Annotated in this window: 22 protein-coding genes and 1 pseudogene; 9 read left to right on the top strand and 14 right to left on the bottom strand. The window is 68.4% G+C overall.

The genetic code is table 11. The annotated features are described in order from the left end of the window. The first annotated feature begins 18 nt into the window (after positions 1-18). Entirely contained in the window at positions 19-348 is a 330-nt protein-coding gene (locus FMQ63_RS13530) for a DUF1330 domain-containing protein (RefSeq protein ID WP_011552820.1), read from the top strand. A gap of 88 nt (positions 349-436) precedes the next feature. On the opposite strand, the gene FMQ63_RS13535 is transcribed toward FMQ63_RS13530, so the two are convergent. The 4 genes and pseudogenes from FMQ63_RS13535 to polX all read right to left on the bottom strand — a co-directional run bounded on the left by FMQ63_RS13535 (position 437) and on the right by polX (position 5,943). Continuing rightward, positions 437-2,614, bottom strand: coding sequence for a M4 family metallopeptidase (locus FMQ63_RS13535; protein ID WP_011552821.1), 2,178 nt, complete (start codon positions 2,612-2,614; stop codon positions 437-439). Between the two features lie 227 nt (positions 2,615-2,841). Then, the gene (gene mrtX / locus FMQ63_RS13540; RefSeq protein WP_011552822.1) at positions 2,842-3,561 is read right to left on the bottom strand and encodes a myxosortase MrtX; all 720 of its coding nucleotides are present in this window, start codon (positions 3,559-3,561) and stop codon (positions 2,842-2,844) included. After that, a complete protein-coding gene (locus FMQ63_RS13545) occupies positions 3,558-4,178 on the bottom strand; it encodes a serine protease (protein ID WP_011552823.1) in 621 nt (206 codons plus the stop codon). The genes mrtX and FMQ63_RS13545 overlap by 4 nt, the downstream gene beginning before the upstream one ends. A gap of 19 nt (positions 4,179-4,197) precedes the next feature. Continuing rightward, a pseudogene (polX, locus tag FMQ63_RS13550) lies at positions 4,198-5,943 on the bottom strand (DNA polymerase/3'-5' exonuclease PolX). A gap of 78 nt (positions 5,944-6,021) precedes the next feature. Here polX and FMQ63_RS13555 point away from each other — a divergent pair. From FMQ63_RS13555 to FMQ63_RS13585, 7 genes are all read left to right on the top strand, one after another. Continuing rightward, the gene (locus tag FMQ63_RS13555) at positions 6,022-6,339 is read left to right on the top strand and encodes a Rieske 2Fe-2S domain-containing protein (protein ID WP_011552825.1); all 318 of its coding nucleotides are present in this window, start codon (positions 6,022-6,024) and stop codon (positions 6,337-6,339) included. A gap of 212 nt (positions 6,340-6,551) precedes the next feature. Beyond that, positions 6,552-7,019 (top strand): molybdenum cofactor biosynthesis protein B, encoded by a 468-nt coding sequence (locus FMQ63_RS13560; protein ID WP_011552826.1) that lies wholly within the window; start codon positions 6,552-6,554, stop codon positions 7,017-7,019. A gap of 165 nt (positions 7,020-7,184) precedes the next feature. Beyond that, a complete protein-coding gene (locus FMQ63_RS13565; protein ID WP_011552827.1) occupies positions 7,185-9,227 on the top strand; it encodes a M20/M25/M40 family metallo-hydrolase in 2,043 nt (680 codons plus the stop codon). A gap of 106 nt (positions 9,228-9,333) precedes the next feature. Continuing rightward, on the top strand, positions 9,334-9,690 hold the full coding sequence (locus tag FMQ63_RS13570; RefSeq protein ID WP_011552828.1) for a GatB/YqeY domain-containing protein: 357 nt from the start codon (positions 9,334-9,336) through the stop codon (positions 9,688-9,690). A gap of 174 nt (positions 9,691-9,864) precedes the next feature. Beyond that, positions 9,865-10,770, top strand: a complete 906-nt coding sequence (locus tag FMQ63_RS13575; RefSeq protein ID WP_011552829.1) for a TIGR02757 family protein — start codon at positions 9,865-9,867, stop codon at positions 10,768-10,770. Positions 10,771-10,858: 88 nt separating this feature from the next. Further along, the gene (locus FMQ63_RS13580; protein ID WP_011552830.1) at positions 10,859-12,424 is read left to right on the top strand and encodes an ATP-binding protein; all 1,566 of its coding nucleotides are present in this window, start codon (positions 10,859-10,861) and stop codon (positions 12,422-12,424) included. Beyond that, complete coding sequence (locus tag FMQ63_RS13585; RefSeq protein ID WP_026113954.1) at positions 12,421-13,575, top strand: hypothetical protein; 1,155 nt, start codon at positions 12,421-12,423, stop codon at positions 13,573-13,575. Before FMQ63_RS13580 ends, FMQ63_RS13585 begins: the two co-directional genes overlap by 4 nt. Positions 13,576-13,625: 50 nt before the next feature. Here the strand turns inward: FMQ63_RS13585 and FMQ63_RS13590 are convergent, their stop codons facing one another. The 10 genes from FMQ63_RS13590 to hsp20 are packed head-to-tail and all read right to left on the bottom strand — an operon-like array spanning position 13,626 to position 20,249. Then, positions 13,626-14,012, bottom strand: coding sequence for a gas vesicle protein (locus tag FMQ63_RS13590; protein ID WP_020478783.1), 387 nt, complete (start codon positions 14,010-14,012; stop codon positions 13,626-13,628). Between the two features lie 34 nt (positions 14,013-14,046). Continuing rightward, positions 14,047-14,373, bottom strand: coding sequence for a gas vesicle protein K (locus FMQ63_RS13595; RefSeq protein WP_011552833.1), 327 nt, complete (start codon positions 14,371-14,373; stop codon positions 14,047-14,049). Between the two features lie 48 nt (positions 14,374-14,421). After that, a complete protein-coding gene (locus tag FMQ63_RS13600) occupies positions 14,422-14,643 on the bottom strand; it encodes a gas vesicle protein (protein WP_011552834.1) in 222 nt (73 codons plus the stop codon). Next, entirely contained in the window at positions 14,640-14,921 is a 282-nt protein-coding gene (locus FMQ63_RS13605) for a gas vesicle protein GvpG (protein ID WP_011552835.1), read from the bottom strand. The genes FMQ63_RS13600 and FMQ63_RS13605 overlap by 4 nt, the downstream gene beginning before the upstream one ends. Continuing rightward, positions 14,918-15,727, bottom strand: coding sequence for a GvpL/GvpF family gas vesicle protein (locus FMQ63_RS13610; protein ID WP_011552836.1), 810 nt, complete (start codon positions 15,725-15,727; stop codon positions 14,918-14,920). The genes FMQ63_RS13605 and FMQ63_RS13610 overlap by 4 nt, the downstream gene beginning before the upstream one ends. Positions 15,728-15,757: 30 nt before the next feature. Next, entirely contained in the window at positions 15,758-15,982 is a 225-nt protein-coding gene (gene gvpJ / locus FMQ63_RS13615; protein WP_011552837.1) for a gas vesicle protein GvpJ, read from the bottom strand. A 7-nt stretch (positions 15,983-15,989) separates the two neighbouring features. Then, on the bottom strand, positions 15,990-16,757 hold the full coding sequence (locus tag FMQ63_RS13620) for a GvpL/GvpF family gas vesicle protein (RefSeq protein WP_011552838.1): 768 nt from the start codon (positions 16,755-16,757) through the stop codon (positions 15,990-15,992). Then, positions 16,754-17,596, bottom strand: a complete 843-nt coding sequence (locus tag FMQ63_RS13625) for a GvpL/GvpF family gas vesicle protein (RefSeq protein ID WP_011552839.1) — start codon at positions 17,594-17,596, stop codon at positions 16,754-16,756. The genes FMQ63_RS13620 and FMQ63_RS13625 overlap by 4 nt, the downstream gene beginning before the upstream one ends. Then, positions 17,593-19,728 (bottom strand): CDC48 family AAA ATPase, encoded by a 2,136-nt coding sequence (locus tag FMQ63_RS13630; protein WP_011552840.1) that lies wholly within the window; start codon positions 19,726-19,728, stop codon positions 17,593-17,595. The genes FMQ63_RS13625 and FMQ63_RS13630 overlap by 4 nt, the downstream gene beginning before the upstream one ends. Continuing rightward, the gene (hsp20, locus tag FMQ63_RS13635; RefSeq protein WP_011552841.1) at positions 19,725-20,249 is read right to left on the bottom strand and encodes an archaeal heat shock protein Hsp20; all 525 of its coding nucleotides are present in this window, start codon (positions 20,247-20,249) and stop codon (positions 19,725-19,727) included. The genes FMQ63_RS13630 and hsp20 overlap by 4 nt, the downstream gene beginning before the upstream one ends. Positions 20,250-20,581: 332 nt before the next feature. On the opposite strand from hsp20, the gene FMQ63_RS13640 reads away from it, so the two are divergent. Then, positions 20,582-21,844: a PDZ domain-containing protein gene (locus FMQ63_RS13640; protein ID WP_011552842.1), complete on the top strand. Its 1,263-nt coding sequence runs from the start codon at positions 20,582-20,584 to the stop codon at positions 21,842-21,844. Positions 21,845-21,988: the final 144 nt, after the last annotated feature.

Below are 21,988 nucleotides of genomic sequence, written 5' to 3' on the forward strand. Positions count from 1 at the left end.
CCGCCGCGAGGAGCGCCCATGCCTGCTTACGTCCTGGTCGAGGTCTCGGTGCACGACGCGCAGACCTACGAGCGGTACAAGCAGCTCGCGCCTCCGTCGCTCAAGGCCTACGGGGGCCGCTACCTTGTCAAGGGTGGCCCCACCCAGGCCCTGGAAGGCACCTGGCAGCCTCCGCGCTTCGTCCTGCTGGAGTTCCCCAGCGTGGAGCTCGCCAGGGCCTGGTGGGCATCCCCGGAATACGCCGCCGCCAAGGCGCTCCGCCACGAAAGCGCGCACTCCATCATGTTGCTGGTGGAGGGCGTGCCGGCCACGACGCCCGTTACCGAAGTAGGGGAGTCGCCGGCCTGAGCGGCCGCTGGAAAGCCGAAGCCCGGCGCCAGTCCGCGGTGTGTCGCGGGCCGGGCCGGGCTCGGGTGTCTTCAGTGAAGCGGGAGGACTAGTTCACGCCGACGGCGGTCCAGCTCTCCTTGACCTTCGCCACTTCAGCGGAGTCCGCGCCGTAGAGGTCCGTCGCCGCGTTGATGGTCGCGGTGCGGGCCTGGGCGAACGTGGTGCTCGGCGTCATGTAGTGAGCCAGGGCGCGGTAGTAGATCTTCAGGCCCTTCTCCATGCCGATGGCGTCCTTCACTTCGATGCCGGACGTGCGGTTGGTTCCGCCGTTGGTCAGCAGGTAGAAGGCGTTGTTCGCGATGCCGCTGGAGCCGTGCACCTCGGTCTGCTTCGGGTAGTTCTTGTAGTTGTCGACCGAGTAGTTGTCCTTCGTCGGATCGTCCATGTAGCGCAGGCCGTCGGTGGGGTCGCCGTTCTTCGGCGTCCAGGCCGTCTCGCCCACCGTCCAGTTGAACTTCACGTCGGGGTTCTTCTGGGACGCGTACCACTCGAGGCCAGCGCCCATGATGTCGCTCATCGCCTCGTTCAGACCACCGGACTCGCCGCGGTAGATGAGGCCGGCGGTGCGCTCGGTGAGGCCGTGGGCAATCTCATGGCCCGCGATGTCCAGCGCGGTGAGCGGACCGGAGTTGCGGCCGTCGCCGTCGCCGTAGCTCATCTTCTCGCCGTCCCAGTACGCGTTCACGTAGTTGTTGCTGACGTGGACGTAGGACACCAGCTTCTCACCCGCGCCGTCGATGGAGTCACGGCCGAGGATGTCCTTCATGTAGTCGTACATCATCTGGCCGCCGTAGTGCGCGTCCACCGCGGCCTTGTTGCGCTCCGGGTCCGTGGCCTCGCCCCAGACGTCGTTGTTGTCCTTGATCTGCGTCTGGCCGCTGGCGCGCTCGCGGTTCATCGCGTCGTAGGTCGCCACGCCCTTGCCGCGCGTGCCGTCCTCGAGCGTGTACGTGCCGTCCGCCTGCTTCTTCGTTTCCAGCGCGACCTTGCCGCTGTACATGGACGTGTCGTCCGCGATCTTCTCGCCGGGACCGGGCTCGTTGGGCTCAACGGCCTTCGGGGTGATGGTCAGGCCCCAGCTGTTCAGCGTGCCCGTGTCGCGGCGCGCGTTGTCCTTCACCGACAGCGTCCACTCGCCCTTCGCGGACTCGCCCGCGAAGCCGCTCAGGTCGAAGCTGCCCTTGATGTGGTCCGCGCTGCCACCCTTGCGGTTGTGCACCGTCTCCGACTTGCCGGAGGGGCTGGTGAGCGTGACCGACAGGTCGCCCTTGAACGTGTGGTCGATGTCCAGGTCCAGCTTCAGCTGGTCCACGGTGCCGTCCTGGGTCACGTTGATCTTCGACGTGACGGTGGCCAGGTCGGCGATCTCCGCCTTCGGCGTGGCCGAGGCCTTGATCTCGGAAGCCGTCGCGGCAGCGCCGTGGGCGTGGTCGGCGTGGTCCGCGCCTTCGGCGTGGGTGTGGCCATGCGCGGCGCCGTGCTGGCGGGCGAAGCCGTCAATGGTGTTGAACTGCTCGAAGAGCTTCCCGGTGTTGGCGTCCACCAGGTAGTTCATCTTGCGCGGATTGTCGGTGCCATCCACGTTGGTGACTTCCACCCGGTAGGCGGAGTGGTACTCACCGGAGATGTCCTTGTAGATGACGCGCTCGGAGTTCGGCTGGCGGTCCGGCTTGCCGTCGAACGCCTTCATCGCGATGTCCAGCGCCTGGCTGTGCGACACCTTGGGCTTCTCCTTGCCCAGGCCGGCCGGGATCTCAGACTGGTCGCCGGTGGTGCTCTTGACCTTGCCCTCGGCGTCGAGGTGCGTGACGACCTGCTCGCCGAAGACCTTCACGCCCTCGTGCTGGCGGTCCAGACGCACGTGCGTCATGCCCAGCGAGTCACGCTCCACGCTCTTCGGCGTGTACGCCGGGAACTGCACGCCGCCGATGATGCCGGGGTTGCGGATGGAGGTCTGGGTGGAGGGGGCCAGGTGCGCCAGCGACGTCTGGATGGCGGTCTGCGCCTCGCGGCTTTCCAGGGAGAGCCGGCCCACGGGAGGCGGCAGCGGCTTCAGCGTCTTCTCCGCGCGCGCCAGGTCCGACGTCTTGGCCGCGGGGCCGAACCCGTCCTTGATGACGTTCGGGGCGATGGTCGCGGGCTTCGCGGCCGTCTTCGACTGAGCCTCGGAAGCAGCAGTGGAGCGAATCGTGGGCTTCGGACCTTCGGTGCGGCGAATCGTCATTGGGGGTCTCGAACTCAGTGCAAGGGGGTTGAAGAGTTATCGCCGCAGTGTGGCGCGGAGTTTCTTGCGATATTTTCAACGCAATAAGCCATTCTCGAAAGGCAAGTAAAACCCTGTCGAGGTTCCGTTGAAATCAGGTTACGGACGTGTAAACACGCCCGTTCTTTCACGGGGTGTGTGCGCGATGCTGCTGCACGGAGTGGAGGGGCGGCGAAATTCGGCAGAAATCAGCCGAAAAAAGAAACCTCGAGAAACCGCACATAGAGGTTGCAAGCCGCGTGAAACAAGGCGGCGCCGATGACGGTGCCGGTGCGCTCCCGCATCCACCCGAAGATCAGCGCTGGGAAGAACACGGACAGCCGCCACGCCTGGAAGATGGCCAGGTGGCCCAGGGCGAACAGCAGCGCCGTCAGCCAGAAGGCGGGGCCCAGCCGGCCCCCCAGGAACTTGCGGCCCTGGGGCCAGGCGTCGCGCAGCCGCGTCTGGAGGTAGCCCCGGTAGAAGAACTCCTCCGGCAGCGCGACGACGAAGAGCTGGTCGATGAACCACTCGCCGAAGCGCGGGGGCAGGCGGGGCTGGAAGCGGGCCTCGCCCATCAGCGGAGTGAGGTGCTTGGCCAGCGCCGGGGGCAGGTGGGGGAGCACCTCCACGAACGCGGCGAAACCCAGGAAGAAGAGGGGGCCCACCACCGCGGACAGCAGCAGGAACAGGCGCAGGTCCTCGCGCCACGCGCGCAGTGACAGGCCGTAGTCCCCGTAGTCCTCGTCCCGCCAGCGCATGGGGATGAGCGGCAGGTAGAGGAAGCCCACTGTCGCGACCAGCTTGGGGATGCTGGTGCCGCCCAACAGGAGGAACGCGGCGACGATGGACAGGAAGCCCACGGCCCACAATCCCACCGCTTCCTGAACGGCGTTCGGTCGCCAGGGCGTCGTCACGGCCTGGGTCATGGCATGTCCACCGACGCCAGCTCCACCTTCACGGCGCTCAGCGGAAGCACCCGGCAGCCGCGACGGTGCTTCTTCACCACCACCGCCACCAGCCGCCCCTCCGCGTCGAAGACGGGGCTGCCCGCGGGCAGGGCCAGGGGGACATCATAGAAGGGGGGCTGGGCCGCCCGGGCTCGCGCCGGCACGGGGCGCGCGGGCTGGCCCTTCTTGGCGGGGAGGACGCCCACCAGCCAGCGGCCGTCAAGGCTGTCGCCGTCCCGAAGCACCTTCACGGGCGCCGCCGGGTACGCGCCATCCGGAGCGGCGAGCACCGCCACCTGGAGGTCCTGGCTGGCCATCACCACGCGGGCGGGCAGCGTCTTACCGTCGTGCTCCACCGTGGCGGCATTCAGGCCGGTGAAGCTGGCCCCCACTGGAGTGACGGACGTGAGGACCTGTCCCGCGGACCCCACGAAGACACCGGGCCCCGCGTTCCGAGGACCCTTGACGTGCACCACCGAGCGCCCGTGTCGCTCCAGCACCCGTTGGAGGTCGGCGCGCGAGGGCTTGTCGGCCTCCGCCGCGGCGGAGGCGAAGGGGAGGAGGCAGAGGAGGAGCAGCGGCGGCAGGCGGGACATCGGCGGGTGCCGCAGCCTATCACCGGCGCTCGCGCAGCGCGGTGACGAAGCGGTCCGTCGGGAGCGTGTTGAGCACGTCCCCCTTTCGGGCCCAGCCCCGGCGCGCGGTAGCCACCGCGAAGGCCAGGTTCCTCAGGTCCTCCTTCTGGTGCGCGTCGCAGCTCACCACCAGGCGGACGCCCCGCTTCACAGCCTGCCGGACATATTCGGCCTTGATGTCCAGGCGCGCGGGCTTGCCGTTGACCTCCACGGCCACGCCGCGTTCGGCGGCCCGCTCCAGGACCTCGTCCATGCGGACGGGGTAGGGTTCCCGGCTGTTGATGAGCCGGCCGGTGGGGTGCCCCAGAATCTGGAGGCAGGGGTTGTCCATCGCGGCCAGCAGCCGGCGCGTCATCTGGTCCTCGTCCATGCCGTGCCGGACGTGGATGGAGCCGATGACGACCTCGAGCTGCTCCAGGACGCTGTCGGCGTAGTCGAGCGCGCCGGACTCCAGGATGTCGACCTCGATGCCCTTGAGCAGCCGCACGCCGGAGACCGCCGCGTTGATGCGGTCGATCTCCTCCCACTGGCGCTTGAGGTCATCCACCTTCAAGCCGCCTGCGTAGATGGCTGCCTCGCTGTGCTCGGTGACGGTCAGGTACTTCAGACCCAGCGCCCGCGCCGCGAGCGCCATCTCCTCCAGGCTGTTGCGCCCGTCGGACCAGGTGCTGTGCGCGTGGACCGCACCCTGGACGTCCTCCAGCGTGAGCAGGTCCTGGGGAAGCTGTCCCTCGCGTGCGGCCTCCACCTCGCCGTTGTCCTCCCGCAGCTCGGGGGGCACGTACTGCATGTCCAGCAGGGCGTAGAGCCCGGACTCGTCCGTCACGGGCACCTTGGTGCCGTCGTCCCGGTGGACGCCCCATTCGGAAATCTTGAGGCCGCGTTCCTGCCCCAGGTTGCGCAGGCGGATGTGGTGCGCCTTGGAGCCGGTGAAGTGGTGCAGGGCGGTGGCGAAGTCCTCGTCGGGCAGCACGCGCAGGTCCACCTGGAGGTCGCCGGCCTCCAACCGCACGGAGCATTTGCTTTCGCCCTTGCCCAGCACCGCGGCCACGCCGGGTGCGTTCGCCAGGGCATCCAGCACCGGTCCCGCCTCCGGCGCGGAGGCGATGATGTCCACGTCCGCCACGGTCTCCGCCTGTCGGCGCACGCTGCCGCCCAGGCTGGCGCGCACCACGCCCGGCGCGGCCTTCACCCGCTCCAGCAGCGCCGTGGCCACCGGCAGTACCTCGCCCAGCAGCTTGCGCTCGCCGCGCGCGCGGCGGTACAGGGCGATGCCTTCCAGCATCTTCGCTTCGCTCTTCGCGCCGAAGCCGCGGACCTGCCGCACGCGGCCCTCACGGCAGGCCCGCTCCAACTCCTCGATGCTGCTCACCTGGAGCTCACGCCAGAGCGTGGCCACCTTCTTCGGCCCCACGTCGGGCAACTGCGTCAGCTCCAGCAGCCCAGGAGGAAACTAAGCCCGCAGCTCCTCCAGGTAGCCGAGCCGGCCGGTGGACACCAGCTCGGAGATTTTCTCGGCGAGCGCGCGGCCGATGCCTGGGAGGCTCTCCAGCCGGCCTTCCGCGACCAGGGGGCCCAGCTCCTGGGGAAGCCCGGCGATGCGGTCCGCCGCCATGTCATAGGCGCGGACGCGGAACCCGCTTTCTCCCTGGAGCTGGAGCAGGAGGGAGATGTCACGGAGGACCTGGGCGACGGTGGCCTTGTCGACAACGGTGGGGATGGTCACGTCGGGAGTCACGGGGAGAAGGTAATGCCCGGGCATCGGGAGTGCAGCCAGTCCCGCGTTGTGGGAAAAGGGGCCGCGATGACGAAGATCAAGCTGGGACCGGCGGACTTCGCCGAGAGGGAAATGCGGGGCTACGAGGTCGGCAAGCGCAACGTGTGTATCGCGAAGATCCACGGGCGCTACAAGGGCCTGGATGACTGGTGCAACCACGCCGGGTGTCTGCTGTCCGGCGGTCGCATCGAGGACAACATGGTCGTCTGCCCGTGCCATGAGGTCGGTTTCGACATGGACACCGGGCGCAACGCGACCTCGCCGGGGGTCTGTGACGACCAGCCGACGGTGCAGGTCGCGGTCGAAGACGGCTCGCTCGTCATCGATTGGCCCGACACGCCCTGAAGTCCCTCTCGCACTCCGGAGTACCTGTCATGGCACACGACCACGACCACGACCACGACCATGGGCCTCACGGGCACCATCATCATGACCACGGGCCTCATGGGCACCACGGTCATGACCACGACCACACGCATCATCACCACGACCACCATCATCATCACCCGCACGGCCACGACCACGGCCCGGCGGAGGAGCACAAGGCGCGAGCGCCGGTGCATGTCAGCACCTTCATCGTGACGTGCTCGGACAGCCGCGACGCGGCGCGCGATGAGAGTGGCCAGGTCCTGCGCGAGGGCCTGGAGGCGGCGGGCCACGGCATTGCTGGCACCCTCGTGGTGAAGGATGACCCGGAAGCCATTCGCGGCGCGCTGGATGCCGCGCGCGAGGCGGGGGCCCGGGCCGTGTTGTTCACCGGAGGCACCGGGATTGGCCGGCGCGACTGCACGGTGGAGACGTTGCGTCCGCTGTTCGAGAAGGAACTGCCAGGGTTTGGTGAACTCTTCCGGATGCTGTCCTACCGACAGGTGGGGAGCGCGGCGATGATGTCCCGCGCCACGGCGGGCACCTACCAGGGGATGATTCTCTTCGCGCTGCCGGGCTCGCCCAAGGCCGTACGGCTCGCGCTGGAGGCGCTCATCCTCCCTGAGCTGGGCCACGCCGTGCGTGAGCTGTCGCGATAGCGTCCGCTCCGCGCTTGTCTCAATCCATGAGAATGGCTGAGGCCGGCGTGTTTCGTTGCGAGGAGTGTCCCCTGTTTTCGCCGGAAGTGTAAGTTAACGGTGAAGGCGGGGATTTCTCTCCCTGCCATCTCAACCGCACGTCCCCGCCTGGCAGTGGAGAAACGTATGTATATGAAGCGCCTCGCTTCAGTCCTCCTGGTGCTCTGTAGTGTCTCGGCGTTCGCGAAGGCGCCCCCGGCGAAGGCTCCCGACCGCGAGGTGTGGATCACCCTCGGCTCCGATGCCCTCGAACACGTCAACGCCGCTTTCGCCAACGCCGGACATGCGGCGCCATCGATGAGAGGGCAGACGGCGGACGTCACCGCGCTACGCGTGCGTGAGTCCCAGCTCAACCTCATCTCGCGAATGATGCACGAGAAGCTCAACCGCTGCGGTGGCTTCATCTACCACGACACCGAAGCGGCCGCGCTCACCGCCCTGGACCCGTCGGTCGCGGCGAAGGCCGCCAAGGCCACCGCCGTCACGTACAGCCTGGACAACGCGTCGACGGTCAACGCGTTGCAAGCGGGGGTTCAGGAGCTGGCCATCCGATGGGTCATCGACCACCTGTCCAGCTACGCGACGCGTTACTACACGTCGACGACGGGCGTGGCGTCAGCCAACTGGCTGAAGGGCCATTGGGAGTCGCTGGTTCCGCCGGCGCGCTCCGACGTTACCGTTGAACTCTTCAACCACGCCTCGTGGGCGCAGCCTTCCGTCATCTTGACGATTACCGGCACCACCCTGTCGGAAGAGGTCGTCGTGCTCGGTGGCCACCTGGACTCCACCAGCAACGGCAGCACGGCTCCCGGCGCGGACGACGATGCATCGGGAATCGCCACGCTCACCGAGGTGATTCGCGTGGCCATGCTCCAGAACTACCGCCCGGAGCGCACCGTGAAGTTCATGGCCTACGCGGCCGAGGAAGTGGGCCTGCGCGGCTCTTCGGCAATCGCCACCAAGTACGCGGCGGATGCAGTCGACGTGGTGGGCGTGCTCCAGCTCGACATGACGAACTACAACCTGCGGTCGAACATCGACGTGGCCTTGGTGAGCGACCGGACGAACGCGGCGCAAAACACGTTCGTCACCAACCTCATCGACACGTATCAGCCCGAACTCGAATGGACCACGACGACGTGCGGCTACGCGTGCTCGGACCATGCGTCATGGACGAGCGCGGGCTTCGCGGCCTCGATGCCCTTCGAGGCGCCGCTGAGCGCGTCCAACCCGTACATCCACACCGTCAATGACACGCTCCACAACAGCGGGGGCGATGCCCGTCACGCGCTCAAGTTCGCGAAGCTGGCCGCCGCGTACGTGGCGGAGCTGGCGAAGGGTGGGGTGACGATTGACGAGACGCCGCCGGAGGTCGCCATCACCGCCCCTGCCGCCGGAAGCACGGTGGCTGGAGTTACGACCGTCACGGCCTCGGCCACGGATGCTTCCGGTGTGAACCGCGTGGAGTTCTTCGTGGACGGCGAACTGAAGGCGACGGACACCACGGCGCCGTACGCGTTCGACTGGGACACGGCCGCGGTGCCCAATGGCAGCCACATCGTGACGGCGCGGGCGGTTGACCTCGTGGGCGTCGCGGCGACCAGCGCCGGGGTGTCCGTGACGGTGAGCAACGCGACCAGTACGGCTGGATTCGATTCTGTCCTGAGGGCGCCGCGGTGTGCCTCGGCCTCCAACGCGTGTGATTCCGGTACGCTGCTCAATGGCCGCGGCGGCTTCGTCGGGCCCGAGGTGAACGCGCCGAACACCATCAAGAACTCCTGCAGGGACGGCTTGTCGGGTGCGCACCTGGTTGACCAGTCGAACGAGCGCATCGTGGTGTCCACGCTGGACGGGACGAACTTCGCGCCGGGCAAGTTGGTGCGCGTCGATGCAACGGTCTTCGCCTACAACAAGCTCAACGACAAGTTGGACCTGTTCTACGCGGCCGACGCCAACAACCCTGTCTGGCAGCTCATCACCACGATGCCCGTTCCGTCCAAGGGCCTCCACACGCTGTCCGCCACCTACACGCTGCCGGAGGGCGACGCCGCCCAGGCCGTGCGAGCGGTCTTCCGCAACCGCGGAAGCACGGCGCCTTGCGTGGAAGGCAACTACAACGACCACGACGACCTCATCTTCGCCGCGCAGCCGTCCGCGCTGCTGCGCTGACGCTCCTGGTGCGTCGGGTCCCCAGGCTTCGTTGTTGTCTGGGCCTGGGGACCTCTGACGGAGCGCGCACCTTGAGTCGCCCCAAGCGCGTCGATAGGGTGCGCGCATGCGAACCGTGGATGAGTGGAAGGCGGCACTGCGCGCTGCATTGAAGGAGGCCATGCGCACGCGGAGCCCGCAGGCTTCAGCGGTGCTTCGCGAGCTGCTCGCGGCCATCGACAACGCGGAAGCGCCGGACATGCGCGTGGCGCCCACCGCCGTGGGTGACGTGTTCGCCGGAAGCGCTGGTGGGCTGGGGCATGGCGAAGTGCCCCGGCTGGCCTTGACTCCGGAGGCCGTGCAGGCCGTCATCGACCGCGAGCTTCAAGAGCGGCGTGACGCGGTGGCCCTCTACGAGAAGCTCGGCAAGCAGGACGAGGCGAGTGCCGTGAAGGCCCAGTTGGATGTGCTCCTGGCGCTATGAGGCGCGAAGGCGCACGAATGCCCGCGGCGAGCATCGGGAAGACGGGCGGGCCGCTTGCCGTTCCTGGACCATGTGGGACCGCCTGACGTGACACCTCGCTCGAAGAGACGCACCGCCCCGGTCGTTGGACTCTCGCCTCGAGCCGCCGAGCACCTCCGGCCACGGCTGGAGGCCGTGCTGACGTCCACCGACGCGCGCGCCCGCATCGCCTTCGATCCGGTGGAGTTCCCGCACCGCTACCAGGACCCACGAGACATCGAGGTCAGCGCGCTGCTGGCGGCCGGGTTGGCGTACGGCCGCGCGGACCTGTTCCGTCCCAAGGTGGACGCACTGCTGCGCCGCATGGGGCCGTCTCCCGCCGCCTTCGTCACGGCCCTTGGCGTAGCGGGCGCGCGGGCGCTGCTCGAAGGCTTCGTGTACCGCTTCAACGTGGGTACGGACGTGGCGGTGCTCCTGCTGGGCATGGGGCGTGTGCTGCGGGAGCAGGGCAGCCTGGAGGCGTTGTTCCTTCAGGGGCTCCAGTCGCGTGACACCTTGCACGGCGCGTTGGACCACTTCACGACGGGCCTGCGCGCCATCCCCATGGACGCCTTGCGAAAGGCCCTGGGGCCGGAGCGCGGCCTGCATCACCTGCTGCCCTCGCCGCTGGGCGGGGGAGCGGCCAAGCGGCTCAACCTCTACCTCAGGTGGATGGTGCGGGGTCCGGACACCGTGGACTTCGGCATCTGGAAGCGCGTGCCACCTTCCGCGCTCCTGATTCCTTTGGACACCCACATTGGTCGCATCTCGCGGCACCTGGGACTGACTTTCCGCAATGATTTGACGTGGCGCACGGCGGAGGAGGTGACAGCCGCGTTGCGTGTGTTGGACCCGGCCGACCCTGTCCGTTACGACTTCGCACTGTGTCACTACGGCATGAGTGGGGCCTGCCCCGCCCAACCCATCGCGGAGAATTGCGGTCGCTGCCCGCTGCTGCCGGCGTGTGCCGTGGGGCCACAGGTGGTGGCGACGGCGACCCGCCGGGTCCAAGGAACCACCGCTCGGAAGCGCAGGGAACTGTCGGCGACGCGACGACGTTGACCGTGAAGCGCCCGGGCGCTGCAATGGGGACGTGGCTCCGGCTCCTGCGCGCGGAACCCGGGGCTCTTGGGGCCGGAGGATTGACGCCGTGTTTGTGACGCTGGTGGCATTACCTCCCGAGGTGTCGGAGGAGGTCGAGCGAGGGATTCTCGAGTCCGACGCGGGGCGGAACTGCCAGATCTTGCGTGTGCCCCTGGCGGGTACCTTGCCCGGGGCCATCTCCGAGGGACTCATCGTCCTGTGGGACGACGGCGGCCCGCTGTCGGAGCTGTGCACGAGCTGTCAGCGGTTGAATGCCCTGCGCCGCGTACCCCGCACGCACCTGGTCGTCCTCACGGGCCGCGCGCCTGTGGAAGCCGACGCCCTGGCCGCAGCCGGTGCGGATGAGTGTCTGACCGCGCCCGGGACACACTGGGGCGTACGGCTCGCGAGCCTGCGCCGGCGCCTGTCGGCGCTGTCGGATGGGGATGCCTCGCCCGCGCCGAGCCTCCTTGAAGCCTCGGATCGCGCGCGGCTGGAGTCGCAGTGGGTGCTGGCGGATCGGATGGCGTCGATTGGCACGCTCGCCGCGGGCGTCGCGCACGAAATCAACAACCCCCTGTCCTACGTCAGCTCCAATCTCTCGTACCTGCGCGAGCTGCTCGCCCAGCCGGAGCTGTCCCACGAACAGCTCATGGAGCTGCGTGAGGTGGTGGCCGAAGCGCAGGAGGGCGCTGGTCGCGTCAGCGCGATTGTCCGCGACCTGCGCACCTTCTCCCGCGCGGATGAAGAGCTGCATGGTCCGGTGGACATGGTGCACGTGGTGGACGGCGCGCTGCGGCTGCTCCGCAACCAGATTGGGTTGGTCGCCCGGTTGACGTGCACGTTGGAGCCGGTGCTGCCCGTGCATGGCAACGAAGGGCGCCTCACCCAGATTGTCGTGAACCTGCTGTTGAACGCGCTCCAGGCGCTGCCGGACCGTGCGCCCGAGGAGAACCGGGTGCGGGTGTCCCTGCGCGCCAGCAGCAGCCGGCACGTGGAGCTGGAGGTCTCCGACAACGGACACGGCATGGCGCCGGACGTGCAACGCCGCATCTTTGACCCGTTCTTCTCTACACGCCCCGTCGGAGAGGGCACGGGGCTGGGGCTGTCCATCAGCCTGACGCTGGTGCAGGCCATGGGTGGACGCATCGAGGTCTCCAGCGCGCCCGGCTGGGGCAGCACCTTCCGCATCGTCCTACCCGCGCAGGCCGCGGGCTGGACGGATGGCGCGGAGCAAACGCAGGTTGTGGAGCCGGCGCCCGCTCGTATCCGTCGACGTCTGCTGCTCATCGATGACGAGCCCTCCGTGGGCAACTCGGTGAGCCGGCTGGTGCGTGACGTGTATGAGATTCACGTCGTCCAGGACGCGCGCGAGGCCCTGCGCTTGCTCACCATGGGAGAGCGGTTCGATGCCATCCTGTGTGACGTGATGATGCCGGGCATGAGCGGGCTGGACTTCGTGGTGGAGCTGGAGCGGCTGGCGCCGGAGCTCGCGCTGCGCACCGGGCTGATGACGGGGGGCGCCTTCACCGCGCAGGCGCGTGAGTTCGTGGGCCGCCGCACGCGCGGGCTGCTGGAGAAGCCCTTCGAGCGCGAGCGCCTGTGCACCTTCGTGGAGCACCTCATCCAATGATCCGTGCGGCGCGGCGGAGTCTGGCGGCGTCGCTGGTGGCGCTGCTGGCCGCGGGCTTGTTCGTGGTGCCGGGGTGGCTGCAGGGCTTGTCGCTGGTGGTGCGCGCTGCGGGCATGCAGGGTCGCGTGGAGACGGCGCTCGCGGACTGGCGCACCGGGCCCTTCGACGTGAGCGACGTCCAGGTGCCCACGCGCCACGGTCCGGTGCGTGCCCGGTTGTACCGGCCGGTGACGCAGCGCGGACGCACGGTGGTGTTGACCTCGGGCGTCCACGCGGATGGCATCGACGAGCCTCGGCTCGTGAAGCTGGCGGAGGACCTGGCCATGGGCGGCCAGGCGGTGCTTACCCCGGAGCCGCCGGACCTGCTGCGCTACGAAATCACGCCGCGCCTGCCGGACATCATCGAGGACGCCGCCGTGTGGGCCGCGTCGCAAGCAGACCTGGCGCCCGACGGCAAGGTGAATCTGTTCGGCATCAGCTTCTCCGGCGGCTTGTCGGTGGTGGCGGCGGGACGGCCCGCCTTGCAGGACCGGGTGGCGGCCACGCTCTCCTTCGGCGGTCATGGGGACTTGCCGCGCGTGCTCACCTTCCTGTGCTCGGGCGACTTGCCGGATGGAAGTCACCTGGCCCCGCATGACTATGGCGTGGTCATCATCCTGCTCAACGTGGCGGAGATGCTGGTTCCTCCCGAACAGGTGGAGCCCCTGCGCGCGGGCATCCGGACCTTCCTGCGCGCATCCCATCAGGCCATGGTGGATGGCCGCCTCGCGGCGGAGACGTTCGCCAAGGCGCGTGACCTCCAGGCGGAGCTGCCGGAGCCTGCGGCCACGTTGATGGGCTACGTGAACACGCGCGACGTGGCGGCGCTCGGCCCACGCTTGCTGCCCTTCGTGAAGACGTTCGCCGCGGACCCGGCGCTGTCGCCAGAGCGCTCGCCTCCGCCCACCGCGCCCGTCTTCCTGTTGCATGGCGCGGGGGACACGGTGATTCCCGCCATGGAGTCCAGCCGGCTGGCCGCGGCTCTGCGTCCCCACACCGAGGTCAACGCGCTGGCCACGCCGCTCATCACCCACGCGGAGATGGACGGGCCACAGGCACTGATGGACGTGTTGCGGCTGGTACACTTCTGGGCGGACCTGCTCGACGCCTGAGCGGCGCCGGCCTCCGCTTCGCGAGGCGATGCTCGCGGCGGTGCGCCTCCCTATACCTTCTTGGCCTTGGGCGCGCGTCTGGGCTTGGGAGCAGCACGTGGGGCCGGAGCTGCCGGTTCGGCCGAGGCACCTCGAGCCGGAGCCGCCACGGGCGCCTGAGCCGCCGAGAGCTGCTGTCGCGCACGGGAGCTGAAGTTGGGGTTGGTCGTCCACCAGTCCAGGCCCATCTCCTGTGCCCGCTCCACCGAGCAGATGATCAGTCGGATCTGGATGGTCAGCAGCTCGACGTTCGTCAGATTGATCTTGATGTCCCCGGTGATGACGATGCCCTTGTCCAGCACCCGCTCGAGGATGTCAGCCACGGAGCTGCTGCGGGTCGAGGTGGGCGGGTAGTGTCGCTGAGGGGGCGGCGTCACGCGATCGTCGATTTGGGCCATGGCTCCTCGCTCTCTGTCCGCTGCTCGGCCAGCCTCACAGCGTCGTGCCCAGCGGCCCGAGGTCCAGATTCAGGTCCTCGTCCGTCAGGTCGAATTGCTTCTTCAAGACATCCATCTGCTCCTGCAGGCGCAGGAAGGTGACGCCCAGCCTTTCAATCTGCTCCTCGCTCAGTGAGCCGGCGTCGATCCGGCGCAGCGCCTGCCTCTCCAGCAACTGGCGGATGAGCTCGACGACGGCGAGCACCAGCCGTACGAGCCCGGCCTGGACGTTCTCCTCGTCCAGTTCCAGCTTGGGCGGCTTCGTCGGCTCCAACGCTCGGGCGAGCTCCTCCACCGCCTGTGGTGCGCCCTCGACTGCCATGGTTCACCCCGTCTCCCATCCCGCGCGTGGGCGGGTCTTCCTCCCGCCTCACTGCAAGCGCTGCGGATGTTCGGGAAGGGTGCCCACCTCCAGCGCCGTCTCCACCGAGGTCAACAGCAGCCGCAGGCCCAGGTAGATGAGGTCCACGTCGGCCACTGAAATCACCAGGTCACCGCTGATGACCACGCCCTTGTTGAGCACCCGGTCCAGCAACTCCAACACCGAGGCGCGCTCCTGCTGTGCCTCGGGTGTCGTCGCCTGCCCGTTCATCTGTTTTCACCTCCAGGGCCTGTTTCAGGAGGCGCAGGCCCTGCCCCCTCCTGCGCTGCCTTCAACGCGTCCAGGCGGTCGAGCAGCTGCGACTCCTGCTCATCGAACTGCTCCTCCGTGATCTCGCCGCGCTCGAGCTCCTGGTACAGGTCGCTCAGGCGGGTGCGGAGGTCGGTCTGTTCCTGGGCCTGTTCGTCCTGAACGGCCTTGTGCACCGAGCGGAAGATCCACGCGATGCTCCGAACCGGGGACATCAGGATGTCGTCCAGGATGATCAAGGCGCCCCCTGCGCTGCCTCCTCCACCTCTTCGAAGTGGATTCGCAGATGGGTGAAGTTGTACGGCGGCCAGGGTCCGGTCACGTTCACCTGGAAGTTCTCGGGCAGCGTCGCGCCCAGCTTCTCCACGGTCGCGTTGAAGGCGTCGACCTTCTTTTGTGGCACCAGCGCGGCCAGATTCACCACCTCCGACTCATTGCGCGGCTCGTTGACCACGGTCTGCCTGGCCACGGACTCGATTCCATCGAGCACCTTGTCGGCGGTCGCCTCACGGAAGCCGTTGAGCAGGTCGACGAAGTACTTCCCCAGCTCGATCTTCTCTTCGCGCGACGGCTCCCCCTCGCGGTAGAGGTCGTCCCGCATCGCCTTGAGCTCGGGGAAGGCGTTGACGTAGTACCCGAACGCATCGGGGTCGCTCAGCCGGATCCGAAGGCCCATCTCCACGTTCCCTCTCACCGCACGGAGCTGCGTGAGGAAGTCGTTCGCGTGCTCGGCCAGCAGGTTCCGTACTTCCCGCTCGCTGCCGGCAATGATGCCGAACGCGACTGGTAGCATCGGCGCCTGGTCCATCACCTGACCCAGCACTGCGCTGTGGGTGCTGAGGTGTTTGCGCTCCGGCCGAAGCGTCTGCTGCTCGATATCGCTGACGATGGCCGCCAGCTTTCCGGACGTCACCGGGTGCACGTCCGCACCCTGGATGCCGGGAGTGTCGAGGTTCAGCGAGTCGACCACCTCTATCGGAACCACCGCGTACAGGTAGCGTCCCTCCGGGGTGGACTTCTCGTGTCGAGTCTTGGCGCGTGGCATGACGTTGTCCTGTCCTGTTCAGGTGAAGATTCAGACCGCGACAGGCGCAGCCGCAGCGGCGGTGAGGCCGATGGCGTCGGCGTACTTGAGGTAGGTCTCAATCGAAGCGATCACGACGCGTGCCTCGATAGAGAGCACTTCGATGCCGACCAGCGAGACCTTCACCCAGGCATCGACCACGATTCCCTTGTCCAGGATCCGGTCGATGACGTCGGCCGTCGAGGTCGTCCCGGTAGAAGTTGAGACGTTTGCCATGACGTATTCATCCTTTCTCTTGGAGGTGCTCCAGCTCGGCGAGGGCCGCGACGGCAGGCTTTGCCAGGTCTGCAACGAAGCCGTAGGGGGGCCACGGGCCGCTGCACATCACATTGCCGGGGCCGTCTTTCTGGAAGCGAAGGAAGGCCCGCCGGAACTCGGCGAGCTTGGGGCGCTCCACCAGGAAGGCCATGGAGAGCAGCTGCCCGTCTGGGCGAGCGGCATGGTCCCAGGTGCAGCGGACGAACTGCCCGGAGAAGGCCGCCTGCGCCCGCTCCGCCATGCGCCGGGCAGCGCGGTCCACACGTGTCTGCTGCGCGTAGAAGCGACGCCGGTTGTCCAGGTAGGCCCGTCCGCGGGTCTGGGCGTCCGCCCCGGTGGGCGCCCCTGCCTGCTCCGGGGGCTCGGCCACGTCCGACTCCTGGAACAGGATGCGCAGCCCCATCTCGTCACAGCCCTCCACCTGGGCCAGCGCGTCCGAGAACTGCCGCTCGTAGCGGTGCAGGAACTCCACCACCTGTTCGGGGTGATGGACGAAGCAGCCGTAGCGCATGGGCAACACCGAAAGTCGGCGGTGCAACTGCTCGACCACCCGGGCGTACTCCAGCGCCTGCTCGATGCCGGCCGAGGAGGCCAGCTCCTCCTCCACCGGCGAGATGGCCGCAGCCAGGTTGCCGTGCTTCACCGCCATCAGCGGCGCCTGGTTCAGCCCCGGCGGCAGCGACTCCTTCGCTGCCTGCCGTGCGTCCAGGATGCCGTACATGATTGACTTCACGGCCGCTCCTCCAGGCTGGGGCAGAAGCTGTAGGGAGGCCAGGGGCCGGTCGTCTCCACCGTCAACCCCTGCGGCTGGTACCGGGCCGCGAGCTGCTGCACGCGCTGGGCGAACCGCTGCACCTGCCCGGAGTGCACCAGGAACGCGGAGTTCAGCACCATGTCGTCCTGCCGGCCCGAGATCCCGCGATCTGCCAGGCGCAGGGGTTTCACCGAGAGCGCCGCCGGGGCGAGTTCCTCGCGGATGTGGGCCGCCAGGCTCTGTCCCTCGTTGCGGCTGCGCACGTCGAGCTCGCGCTGCATCTTCTTCTCGTGGAAGTAGCGCGCGCCGGGAGACTCGGGGAGGTGCTGGAGGCGCTGGCGGAACTCAGGCGCTCGCTCCAGATGCGCGCGCAGGCGTTGGGCGTTGGCGTAGACCTTGACTGCCCATTCCTCCTTGTCGGCGATGTCGTCGAGGAAGCTGGAGATCTCCTGCCGGTGGGCGTCGACCGCCTTGGACAACGCTCGCGGTGAGGAGAAGATCGCCCCGAAGCTCACCGGAAGCACCGGCGAGGACTGCATCACCTCCTCGAGCACGCCCTCGTGCCTGACCGCCCGGGGGGCCACCCACTCCAGGTCCTGGGTGTGGTCCGCACCCTCCGGCCCCAGGAACTCCTCCATCGAGAGCGGACTGTAGATGGCGGCAAGGTTCCCCAGCTTCAGCGCCCGCACGTCGGCGGCGCCGCTGATACCGGGAACGGAGAAGTGCTCCACCGCCCCTGCCCGCGTGAAGCCATAGACGTACAGGGCCTGCTGGCCCTTGCGTCGCCCCTGCACACCGGGATTGCTGTGGGCTCTCATGGCCGGCGTGCCTCCTTGTGCCCTCGGATCGCCTTGAGCAGGCTCTCGGATGTGATGACGAGCCGCTTTCCCTTGCCGCTGATGACGTGACGCACGGCTTCCCAGGCGGCCTGATTGCACACGGCCTGGATGTCGGCGCCGGAGAAGGACTCGCTGCGTGCAGCGAGTCCGCCCAGGTCGAGGTCCTTCTCCACCGGCTTGTCGCGCAGGTGGACCTGGAAGATGTCGCGCCGCGCTTCGCGGTCCGGCAGCGGCACATCGACGAGCAGGTCGAAGCGTCCCGGGCGCAGCAGCGCAGGGTCGAGCAGGTCCGCGCGGTTGGTGGCCGCGAGCACCAGCACGCCGGTCAGCTCCTCGATGCCATCCATCTCGGCCAGGAACTGGCTGACGACCCTCTCTGTGACGCGCTCGTCCATTCCCCCGGCGGAGCGCGTCGGCACGAGCGAGTCGATCTCATCGAAGAAGATGATGCAGGGGGCCGCTTGACGGGCCTTCTGAAAGGTCTCGCGCACCCCCCTCTCGGACTCCCCCACGAACTTGCTGAGCAGCGCCGGGCCCTTGACCGAGATGAAGTTGACCTGGCTCTCGTGGGCGGCGGCCTTGGCCATCAGCGTCTTGCCGCAGCCAGGAGGGCCGCTCAGCAGCACGCCCTTGGGGGGGCGGACCTTGGCCCGCGCGAACTCCTCGGGGTACCGGAGTGGCCACTCCACCGCCTCGATGAGCCGCTGCTTGAGCTGCCCCAGTCCGCCCACGTCCTTCCAGCCCACGTCCGGGGTCTCCACGAACACCTCGCGGATCGCCGATGGCCCCACCTCGTGCAGCGCCGCCTGGAAGTCGGCCATCGTCACCTGGACCTGTATCAGCTCGTCGTAGGGAATCTCGGCCGAGGCGAAGTCGATGTGGGGAATCAGCCGGCGCAGGCAGAGCATCGCCGCCTCGCGGCACAGGGCCTGGAGGTCTGCGCCTACGAAGCCATGCGTCACGGCCGCCAGATGGTCCAGGTCCACGTCCTCTGCCAGCGGCATGCCCCGGCTGTGGATGGCGAGGATCTCCTTGCGCGCCGTGCGGTCGGGGATGGAGATGGCGATCTCGCGGTCGAACCGCCCCGGGCGACGCAGCGCCGGGTCCAGCACGTTGGGGATGTTGGTGGCAGCCAGCACGATGACGTGCCGGCGTTGGGCCAGGCCGTCCATCAGCGACAGCAACTGCGCCACCACCCGCTTCTCCACCTCGCCCTGCACGTTCTCGCGCCGGGGAGCGATGGCGTCTATCTCGTCCACGAAGATGATGGCCGGGGCCCTGCGCTGGGCCTCGTCGAAGATCTGCCGGAGGTGGGCCTCACTCTCTCCGTAGAACTTGTGCATGATCTCCGGGCCGGTGATGGTGAAGAACGCCGCCGCCGTCTCGTGGGCCACCGCCCGGGCGATCAGCGTCTTGCCGCAGCCCGGCGGGCCATACAGCAGCACCCCCTTGGGGGCGTCGATCCCGAGCCGCTCGAACACCTCCGGATACCGCAGCGGCAGCTCCACGATCTCGCGGATGCGGCCCAGCTCCCGCTTCAGCCCACCCACGTCCTCGTAGCTGACGGCGCGCGCCCGCTCGTGCGTCACCTTCTCCTTCTCCGGCGCCTTGGCGACCTCCAGCAGGGTGTTGGGGTGAATCACCACCGCCCCCACAGGAGTGGTCTCGACGACGCGGAAGTCGGCCGTGCGGCTGCCGAACAGCAGCGCGCGGACCCGGTCTCCCTTCACCACCGGCAGTCCGTCCAGCAGCGTGCCGATGTAGGCCAGGTCACGCTGCGCGGGGGTGAACTCCAGGGGCGCCAGCACGACCTTCTCGGCGTGTCGGGCGGGGGCCAGGGTCAGCTTCACCGGTTCGTCCAACTGCACCCCGGTGTTGGCCCGGGTCACACCGTCAATCTGGAGGATTCCGCGCCCCCGGGCGTCCGGGTAGGAGGGCATCACCTTGGCCGCGCTGCGGCGCTTGCCGGACAGCGTGACGATGTCGCCGACATGCGCCCCCAGCCGCTTCATGTCGGCGGGGTCCATGCGGGCGAGGCCACGGCCCAGGTCTTTGCCGAGGGACTCGGCGGCGCGCAGCGTCCGCGTATGTTCCCGTGTCGCGACGGTCACGAGCGGCGCTCCTCCTGGGCGGTGAGGCGGATCTCGAGGACGCCGTTGCGGCAGTTGGTGTGCATCTGCCGGCGGGTGAAGCGCCTGGGGAGCAGGACCTCCTTGTGGTACTTGAGCGCCTCGTGCTCGGCATGCAGGGTCAGGATGTCTTCGCGGAGCTCCAGCGTGATGTCCTTGCGGTCGACACCCGGCAGCTCGGCCACCACCAGCACGTCCGGCCCCTCTTCGAAGACATCCACCAGGGGCTCGCGGATGGGGTGGACGACCGCCTTGCCGGTCTGGTGATCCTGGCGGATGTTCCCGAAGGGCTCCACGCGCGGAATGCCGCTCGGTTGACCGGGTGCGCCTCCTCCGATTCGCACGTTGAAGCCATAGACGCCCCTGAGCCCCTTGTCGGAGGCTCCGAACTCTCCGGAGCGTTGGAGCTGTTCGCTCTTCTCCGCGAGCTCCGCCAGTTTCGTGACGAGGGTGGTGATTCCTTCGAGGAACCCTCCACCGCTGATGCCAGTCTTCTCTGCCATTGCTCCACCTGTCGTGATTCAAAGCTCTGGCAGCCCCTCCTCCATGCCCAGCGGCAAGACTCTAAGGTGGGGATTCCGCCCGCCCCATGTCCGGCGAGGAGCGGCACGGATAGGGGCCGGCTGGTGATGCCTGGTCGGCGGGTATCGGCGCATCGCCTGAGGGGGGCTCGTCAGTCATGTCGCCCCCTGCCCATCGCCCGGGAGGTGGCAGATCGATCTGGGAGGGGCGGGGCCGCCTCACCTCCCTGAACTTCGCCGCCTGTCGTGTCTACGTTCTGCATGGACAACGCATGCGCGTCCGGCACGCGTGTGCGTCAGCGGTGTGAGTACCCATGGCCTCGGTCAAAGGAATTGCGAACGGGGGGAACACGCGCAAGCGCGTCCAGCAAGAGACGCTCCCCCAGGATGTACAGGCGCAGGAATTGGAACGCTTCCACGCGCAGCGCGAGGCGCTCATCGCCAACGTTGCGCAGTCCGGAGCGAGGCTCCTCACGGTCGCGGCCCGGCGGTTGCCGACCGTGCTGACGCGGCCCGTGCTCGAGGGGGGAAGCCGCATTCTCCAGGACACCACCCTCTACCTCCAGGAAGCGTCGATGGAGGAGTGGCTCCGCGCCGCGCAAAAAAAGCTGAAGGCGAGGCCCGGGAGCTCCATCCTTGGGCTGCTGGGCATTGGACTGCTCGCTGGGCGGCTGCTCCGTAAGGTGGCGGAGAAGGGGGGAGCCGAGTCCTTCCAAGACCGATTGCGCGAAAGCATGTTCCTGGCGACCCATGGTGGAGTGGGGCGGCCCCCAGCCGCCGCACGTCAGCGATTGCTCAGGGGTGGCGCGGGTGGAGCGCCGACGCAAGGAGGCGTGGCCGAGGGCTTCAAGGAGCGATTGCGCGAAGGCATGTCCATGGCGACTCTTGGTGGTGGAGTGGGGCGGCCCCCGGCCGCGATGCGCCTGCGCCTGCAGAAGGCTGGAGGGTCGAAGCAGGGGGCGCCACGCAAGCGCGACGTGAAGGAGCGAGCGCCGCGCGAGCCCGCGGTGAGGGCGAAGGAAGTGGCGCGAGACGTCGCCGAGGGCGCCCGGGACGCAACACGCGCCTTCGACGAGGTCACCAAGAGCGCCCAGGGTGCAACACGCGCGTTCGCAGAGGCGACCCGGGGCGCAGCGCGCAAGGGCGGTGAGGCTGCGAGCGGCGCGCGAAAGGCGATGAAGGACACAACGCGCGAGGTCGCTCGAGGGGCCGCGAAGCCAGGGGGAAAGAAGTCGCCGGCCAGCACCGAGGCCACGTCCACGAATGCGCCCTCACAAGCGCCGAGCGGCTACCTCGGGATGGGGGCCTTCCCCGTCCGGCTGCCGGAGAAGCTCGCGAAGACCCATGGCACCCAGAGCGGCCTCAAGGTCGCGAGCGTGGAGCCGGATGGCCCGGCCGAGGAGGCGGGGCTGCATCCGGGTGACACGCTGCTCACGCTCGAGGGGCAGCCATTGCGAGAGGTGGATGACCTGGTCGCGCAGCTGCCTCCGGAACGTGTGGGCCAGACCGTGCACGCAAAGGTGCTGCGCGCCGGGGCTGCCAAGGTCATCGACCTCACCGTTGGCGCGCACCCCTGAGCCGGGGGGCGCGAGCGCTCATGCGGCTCACGATGACTTGACGGGGCCGGAGGAGGACCTGCGGCGCGAGGAGGATGTGCGGGGCCTGGGCGCTCCCTGCGAACGAAGGCGCGCCAGCCCCGCGAGCCCTTTCAAGCCACTTCC

Origin of the sequence: Myxococcus sp. CA005 (assembly GCF_006518205.1) — a bacterium.
Taxonomy (GTDB): domain Bacteria; phylum Myxococcota; class Myxococcia; order Myxococcales; family Myxococcaceae; genus Myxococcus; species Myxococcus xanthus.